The sequence below is a fragment of the Lentzea indica genome (genome assembly GCF_012184385.1).
GTDB classification, from domain to species: domain Bacteria; phylum Actinomycetota; class Actinomycetes; order Mycobacteriales; family Pseudonocardiaceae; genus Lentzea; species Lentzea indica.
The window spans coordinates 47857-54320 of record NZ_VSRL01000038.1 but is presented as its reverse complement, the minus strand read 5'-3'; the positions used below and the strand labels follow the sequence as shown (position 1 = coordinate 54320).

General features: G+C 67.6%; 7 protein-coding genes and 1 pseudogene. 7 read left to right on the top strand and 1 reads right to left on the bottom strand.

Annotation, left to right across the window (positions count from 1 at the left end; translation table 11 throughout):
* The 6 genes and pseudogenes from FXN61_RS13730 to dnaB form a co-directional block, all read left to right on the top strand.
* Window positions 1-213, top strand: a pseudogene (locus FXN61_RS13730) (hypothetical protein); the annotation flags it as partial.
* Between the two features lie 101 nt (window positions 214-314).
* Entirely contained in the window at window positions 315-623 is a 309-nt protein-coding gene (gene rpsF, locus FXN61_RS13725) for a 30S ribosomal protein S6 (RefSeq protein ID WP_086666963.1), read from the top strand.
* 29 nt (window positions 624-652) lie between these two features.
* A complete protein-coding gene (locus FXN61_RS13720; protein ID WP_167973861.1) occupies window positions 653-1156 on the top strand; it encodes a single-stranded DNA-binding protein in 504 nt (167 codons plus the stop codon).
* Between the two features lie 57 nt (window positions 1157-1213).
* Window positions 1214-1453 carry a 30S ribosomal protein S18 gene (rpsR, locus tag FXN61_RS13715; protein ID WP_030480165.1) on the top strand — a complete coding sequence of 80 codons (240 nt, stop codon included), beginning with the start codon at window positions 1214-1216 and terminating at the stop codon, window positions 1451-1453.
* Window positions 1454-1470: 17 nt separating this feature from the next.
* Complete coding sequence (gene rplI / locus FXN61_RS13710) at window positions 1471-1926, top strand: 50S ribosomal protein L9 (protein WP_167973859.1); 456 nt, start codon at window positions 1471-1473, stop codon at window positions 1924-1926.
* Between the two features lie 624 nt (window positions 1927-2550).
* Entirely contained in the window at window positions 2551-4578 is a 2028-nt protein-coding gene (dnaB, locus tag FXN61_RS13705; RefSeq protein WP_188135021.1) for a replicative DNA helicase, read from the top strand.
* 159 nt (window positions 4579-4737) lie between these two features.
* Here dnaB and FXN61_RS13700 read toward each other — a convergent pair whose 3' ends face one another.
* The gene (locus FXN61_RS13700) at window positions 4738-5097 is read right to left on the bottom strand and encodes an SH3 domain-containing protein (protein WP_167973855.1); all 360 of its coding nucleotides are present in this window, start codon (window positions 5095-5097) and stop codon (window positions 4738-4740) included.
* Window positions 5098-5597: 500 nt separating this feature from the next.
* Between FXN61_RS13700 and FXN61_RS13695 the strand changes: the two genes are divergently transcribed.
* Window positions 5598-6398 carry an RICIN domain-containing protein gene (locus tag FXN61_RS13695; RefSeq protein ID WP_167973853.1) on the top strand — a complete coding sequence of 267 codons (801 nt, stop codon included), beginning with the start codon at window positions 5598-5600 and terminating at the stop codon, window positions 6396-6398.
* Window positions 6399-6464: the final 66 nt, after the last annotated feature.

The window sequence follows — 6464 nt, the reverse complement described above, 5'->3', positions numbered from 1 at the left end:
CCCGGCCGTCCGGTACGGCTCGCAGTGCCGCGCGCGTCCAACGGCAACGGCTACGACGGCGACTCGGTGCAGGCCGCCGGCCGCGCGCACGCGCTGCCGAGGATGTCCGGCCCCGGTGGTGTCGGTGCTCCGGTGCTGGTCGCGGTGCTGATGCTGGCCCTGGTGACGGGCGCGCTGGTGCGGACCTGGGTCCTGCGCCGCACCCCTGCGTAGTCGCCGGACGCGCTCTGTTAACCTTCTTCAGTTGCTGACGCGACGACCCTCCTGCCACGGAAAGCCCGTGGCCGCGAGTCCACAGGAGGTGAGTGGTCCTCATGCGTCATTACGAAGTGATGGTCATCCTCGACCCCAGTCTCGACGAGCGCACGATCGCGCCGTCTCTCGACACGTTCCTCAACGTCATCAAGACGTCGGGCGGCAACGTCGAGAAGGTTGAAGTTTGGGGCAAGCGCCGGCTGAGCTTCGAGATCAACAAGAACACCGAGGGTATCTACGCGGTGCTCGACCTGACCTCGACGCCCGACGCGGTGAAGGAACTGGACCGCCAGCTCGGTCTGCAGGAGACGGTGCTCAGGACGAAGGTCCTGCGCCGCGAGCCCGCCAAGTCGGCCGCCAAGGCCTGACGAACCTCGATTAGGGGAGCTCCCAAGACATGGCTGGTGAGACGACGATCACGGTGGTCGGGAACCTGACTGCCGACCCAGAACTCCGCTTCACCCAGAGCGGTGCCGCGGTGGCGTCCTTCACGGTCGCCTCCACGCCCCGCACCTTCGACCGCCAGTCCGGCGAGTGGAAGGACGGCGAAGCTCTGTTCCTGCGGTGCAACGTGTGGCGGCAGGTCGCCGAGAACGTGGCCGAGTCGCTCACCCGCGGTTCGCGAGTGCTCGTCTCCGGACGGCTGCGCCAGCGTTCCTTCGAGACGAAGGAAGGCGAGAAGCGCACTGTCGTGGAGCTGGAGGTCGACGAGATCGGCCCCTCGCTGCGCTACGCGACCGCGAAGGTCAACAAGGTCAGCCGTGGAGACGGCGGTGGCGGCGGCTTCGGCGGCGGCGGCCAGCAGTCTCGCGGCGGTGGCGGCGCTGCGCCCGCAGACGACCCGTGGGGTTCCGCCCCGCCGGCCGGCTCGGGTGGTTTCGCCGACGAGCCCCCCTTCTAGACCGCTGCACCGGTCATCCAGAACCTGATCACTGCGTATTCCAGGAGTTAGAGACACATGGCCAAGCCGCCTGTGCGCAAGCCCAAGAAGAAGGTTTGCGCCTTCTGCAAGGACAAGAGCGCGAGCCTGATCGACTACAAGGACACGACGCTGCTTCGGAAGTTCATCTCCGACCGCGGCAAGATCCGTGCCCGCCGTGTCACCGGCAACTGCTCGCAGCACCAGCGCGACGTCGCTGTTGCCGTGAAGAACGCCCGTGAGATGGCCCTGCTGCCCTACACCTCGACCGCTCGCTGAGAAAGGGGACATTCGCGATGAAGCTCATCCTCACCGCTGACGTTTCCGGCCTTGGCGCGCCCGGCGACATCGTCGAGGTCAAGGACGGCTACGGCCGCAACTACCTGCTCCCGCGCGGTCTCGCGATCGTCGCGACCCGCGGTGCGCAGAAGCAGATCCAGGTCATCACCCGCGCGCAGGACACCCGGCGCGTGCGCGACCTGGACCACGCCAAGGAGATCAAGACCGCTCTCGAGGGTCTCTCCGTGACGCTGAAGGCGAAGGCCGCGGCGGGCAGCACCAAGCTGTTCGGCTCGGTCACCGCTTCGGACGTGGCGGCTGCCGTCAAGTCCGCCGGTGGTCCCGTGCTGGACAAGCGCGCCATCGAACTGCCGGGTCACATCAAGACGACCGGCAAGCACTCGGTCACGGTTCGCCTCCACCCCGAGGTCACCCTGACCCTGCCGGTGGTTGTTACCAGCTCCGCCGAGTAACCAGCCCTGCTCCGTAGGGTAGGGCCAAGGCTGCTCGCCGCTTACGCGGCTTCGCCTTGGCCCTACTCCGGTGTCTGTTGCGGGGGCGACCCCGCAGACCCCGCAGATCTGACCGCTGCCGAGTGAGTTCGGCTCGTTCAGTTTGCTGAAGCGCCGCCTACCCGGGATGCTCCGGGTGGGTGGCGCTTTCGCTCGTTCGGACCAGTGCCGCCCCGTCCACGTCCTGTGGATAAACCGTGCGTACAGCGGGCTCACGACACGCCGAAGCGGGCGTTTTTCGCGACACGCCGACGGTGTGGCGCACAACTTTTTCCACAACTTGTGCACAGCCCCTGAGCTGCAGTTACTTCTGTCACTCCACCGGTTGTCAACAGGTTGTCCCCAGCGCCTCCGCCCCTGTGAGCAACCATCCACAGGTTGTCCCCCAGTTGTCCACAGGACAATCCACACGCTGGTTTGCTTGCTCCGGACGGGTCCCTCTAGCGTCGCGACTCGGGCGATCGTCATCGCACAGCGTGGCCGCCCGGAATTGTCGGTGTCGCGCTGTACAACTAGGGGACATGGCACCGGCTCTCGACTCTTCACAGGGGTGATTTGGCAGTGGCGCTGGTGGACGACCGGGGCATGGCGGAGCCCTCATTCGAGCGTCAGCCGCCCCAGGACCTCGCCGCCGAGCAGTCCGTTCTCGGCGGAATGCTGCTGTCCAAGGACGCCATCGCCGACGTCATCGAGGCGCTCGCGCCGAACGACTTCTACCGCCCCGCGCACCAGGCGATCTACGACTGCATCCTCGACCTGTACGGCCGCGGCGAGCCCGCAGACCCGATCACCATCTCGGCCGAGCTCGAGCGGCGTGGCGAGCTGCTGCGCGTGGGTGGCGCCCCGTACCTGCACACGTTGATCGCGACGGTGCCGACGGCAGCGAACGCCGGCTACTACGCCGAGATCGTGGCCGAGAAGGCGGTGCTGCGCCGCCTCGTCGAGGCGGGCACGCGCATCGTCCAGCTCGGCTACAACGGTGCCGAGGGCGCGGACGTCGACGAGGTGGTCGACCGCGCGCAGGCCGCGATCTACGAGGTCACCGACCGCCGCACGACAGAGGACTACGTGGCGCTGGAGGACCTGCTCCAGCCGACGATGGACGAGATCGACGCGATCGCGTCCCGCGGCGGCATCTCGCAGGGCATCCCGACGGGCTTCGCGGACCTCGACGAGCTGACGAACGGCCTGCACGGCGGCCAGATGATCATCGTCGCCGCACGTCCCGGCGTCGGCAAGGCGCTGGCGCTCGACACTCCGCTGCCCACGCCGTCCGGCTGGACCACGATGGGTTCCGTCGCGGTGGGCGACTTCCTGATCGGCGCCGACGGCCGCCCGACGCGCGTGGTCGCCGCGACCGAGGTGATGACCGGCCGCCCGTGCTTCGAGGTGGAGTTCTCCGACGGCACGGTGATCGTGGCCGACGCCGAGCACCAGTGGCTGACGGAGTCGTGCAGCGAGACCGGCGGCTTCTGGGCGATCCGCACGACGGCGCAGCTGTTCGAGCGCGTCGGCGTGTGCCGCATGTTCGTGCGCATGTCCGCCGGGTGGGAGCTGCCCACCGTCTCGTTGCCGCTGGCGCCACGTGCGCTGGGTCTGTTCCTGTCCGGACTGGGCGATCTGGAGCTGACCGACGACGAGCTGCGCGTGGCCAAGGACCTGGACGTGGCCGACGACCCGCACATCCCCGCCGCGTACCTGCGTGCCTCGCGCAAGCAGCGCGAGGAGCTGCTGGCGGCGTTGCAGATCGACGGCCGGTTCGCGCGCCTGCGTCGTGACGTCGACGAGCTGATCGCCGGCCTGGGCCGGCACGACCAGGTGGAGATCGTGGCGGTGCGCCCGGTCGCGTCCGTGCCGGTGCGGTGCGTGGAGGTCGACAACCACGACCACCTGTACCTCGCGGGCGGGACGATGATCCCGACCCACAACTCGACGCTGGGCCTCGACTTCGCCCGCTCGTGCTCGGTGAAGCACGGCCTGACCAGCGCCATCTTCAGCCTGGAAATGAGTCGCACCGAGATCGTGATGCGCATGCTCTCCGCCGAGGCGCGCATCCGCCTCGGCGACATGCGCGGCGGCAAGATGAGCGACGACGACTGGACCCGCCTGGCCCGCAGGATGAGCGAGATCAGCGAGGCGCCGCTGTTCGTCGACGACAGCCCGAACCTCACGATGATGGAGATCCGCGCCAAGGCCCGCCGCCTCAAACAGCGCCACGACCTGAAGCTGATGGTCGTCGACTACCTCCAGCTGATGTCGTCGGGCAAGAAGTCCGAGTCACGTCAGCAGGAAGTCTCGGAGTTCTCACGATCGCTGAAGCTGATCGCCAAGGAGCTCGAGGTCCCGGTCATCGCGATCTCCCAGCTGAACCGTGGTCCGGAACAGCGAACCGACAAGCGCCCGATGCTGTCGGACCTCCGTGAGTCCGGCTCGCTGGAGCAGGACGCCGACATGGTCATCCTGATCAACCGCCCGGACGCCTGGGAACGCGACGACCCGCGCGCCGGCGAGGCCGACCTGATCGTCGCCAAGCACCGTGCCGGCCCGACCGCCACCATCACCGTGGCGCACCAGCTGCACTACAGCCGCTTCACGGACCTGGCCCAGGCTTAGTAGCGGCTTGCAGGGTCCCAAACTCGATGACACTTCCCAAAGATCTGGCACTGAAATGGCACTGGTGCCTTCGAAATCAGGATTGATCATTCGTTCAACCCCTGGGCCGTTCGTGTCCGGCGTGGTGTCTCCGCGATGGCGGAGACACCACGCCGGCTGTCAGCAACGCACGGCGGAGCCGTTGTACTTGAGGTTGCTGTCCCAGACCCAGCCGGCGATGTCCTGGCCCACGACACGCACCCAGGTCCAGGTGTTGCCGGAGTCGTTGCGGACGTAGCAGTGGTAGTGCAGCCGCGTGCTGCTGTCGATGTAGCCGTCGATCGTGCAGCCCGCATAGGGGCCTTCCGCACGGACCGGAACGCTGGACTTGGACGGGTAGCCGTCGTTGAACGGGTCCTTCGCCGAGTGGCCGTGCGAACGGCAGGCAGCCGACGTGCCCGGTTGGCCCTCCGTGGCCGGGCCGGCCATCGCGGCGGACGGTGTCAGGGCGACGAGCCCGGCGGCGATGACGCCAGCCACGGCCGCAGATCTACGCAATGCCACGAGTTTCCTCGATGCCATGTGATAGTCCTTCCTTTTGGTTACGCCGTCCACCTCGACTTCGGCGAACGGAACACACACACGATCGGACCGGTCGAACATTTCGCCGGTTGATGCACGGCGGGAAGAATTCCGAATTGCAGCAATTCCGGTGACGCGATGCCAGCTTGGCAAGACGGTGGACGTGCGCCAAGCGATTCGACGCGTCCCGGACGGCTGCGCCATCTCTTGCCTGGTCAGGTGGCATCTGTCCGGGCAGTCGGACAATGTCACCTGACCAGCCGACGTCCTGGGGGCGGGTGATCCGCCACGATGGGATGGTGACTCGTAACCGTGTCCAGCCGGAATCAGCCCGGGATGTCGCGGAGTTCTCCGCCCTCCTCCGATTGCTCAAAAAGAATTCGGGGCGGACACTGCGTCAATTGGAGGAAGAGGCCGCCAAATGCGGCGCCGTCCTGCCCCGTAGCACCGTCGCCGACATGTTGCGCCGTGACGCGCTTCCCAGGCCGGAGCTGCTGGCGGTGTTCGTGCGCGCGTGCGGCGACGGGCAGCATCTGGCGGAGTGGCTGAGCACCCGGGAACGTCTGGCCGTGGGCCCGTACCTCGACATGGAGCCGGCGGATCCGGCCGTGCGACCGGCAGTGACGGCACAGGGTGCCGAAGCGTCCGCACCACGACCGTCGGGACGATCGAAGCGGTGGCTCGCCGCTGCGACGGCGGTGACCGTGGTGGCGATCGCTGTGATCGTCACGGTCCTGCTCGACAGCTCCTCCGGTCCGCCGGCGTTACCCTCCGACGGCTGGTATCTGCTCCGCCCAGGCCATACCGCCGACCGCGACCTCTGCGTGGGGGAGGGACGCGAGCGCAACAAGCGCACCGACCGTCCGCTGGCCGTTCAGCGACCGTGCAAGGAACTGGTGCCGGACACGTATATCGAAGCCGTCGGCCACGGCGTGTACCTGATCAAATGGCGCCATCCGGAGCAGGGCTGGGGCTGCCTGTCAGTGGACGAGGCGTTGCTCGACGACGGCATGCTGCTGGCCCCCAGGGACTGCACCTCGGCGGCCGATCAACGGTTCTTGTTCCAGCCGGTGTCCGCCCCCGTGCCGAACGGTTTCGTTCTGCGGCCGGTGCACAGCGGCAAGTGCGTGGGCCTGCTCGGCGGTCCGGCCGACGTCGATGCCGGAGCCGAGCTGTCACAGGCCACCTGTTCCGGTCAGGCCGACCAGGTGTTCCTCCTGGAACAGGTCGGACGCGCATCACTCGTACCAGCCGGATGAGACGGCGAGCCTGCCCGGGTTTCGCGGAGTCGCGATGCTGGGTTGTCGCCGAACGGTCTCATCGGA

Coding starts and splice junctions, on each gene's coding strand:
- rpsF (WP_086666963.1), top strand. CDS start 315: ATGCGTCATTACGAAGTGATGGTCATCCTCGACCCCAGTCTCGACGAG.
- FXN61_RS13720 (WP_167973861.1), top strand. CDS start 653: ATGGCTGGTGAGACGACGATCACGGTGGTCGGGAACCTGACTGCCGAC.
- rpsR (WP_030480165.1), top strand. CDS start 1,214: ATGGCCAAGCCGCCTGTGCGCAAGCCCAAGAAGAAGGTTTGCGCCTTC.
- rplI (WP_167973859.1), top strand. CDS start 1,471: ATGAAGCTCATCCTCACCGCTGACGTTTCCGGCCTTGGCGCGCCCGGC.
- dnaB (WP_188135021.1), top strand. CDS start 2,551: ATGGCGGAGCCCTCATTCGAGCGTCAGCCGCCCCAGGACCTCGCCGCC.
- FXN61_RS13695 (WP_167973853.1), top strand. CDS start 5,598: ATGTTGCGCCGTGACGCGCTTCCCAGGCCGGAGCTGCTGGCGGTGTTC.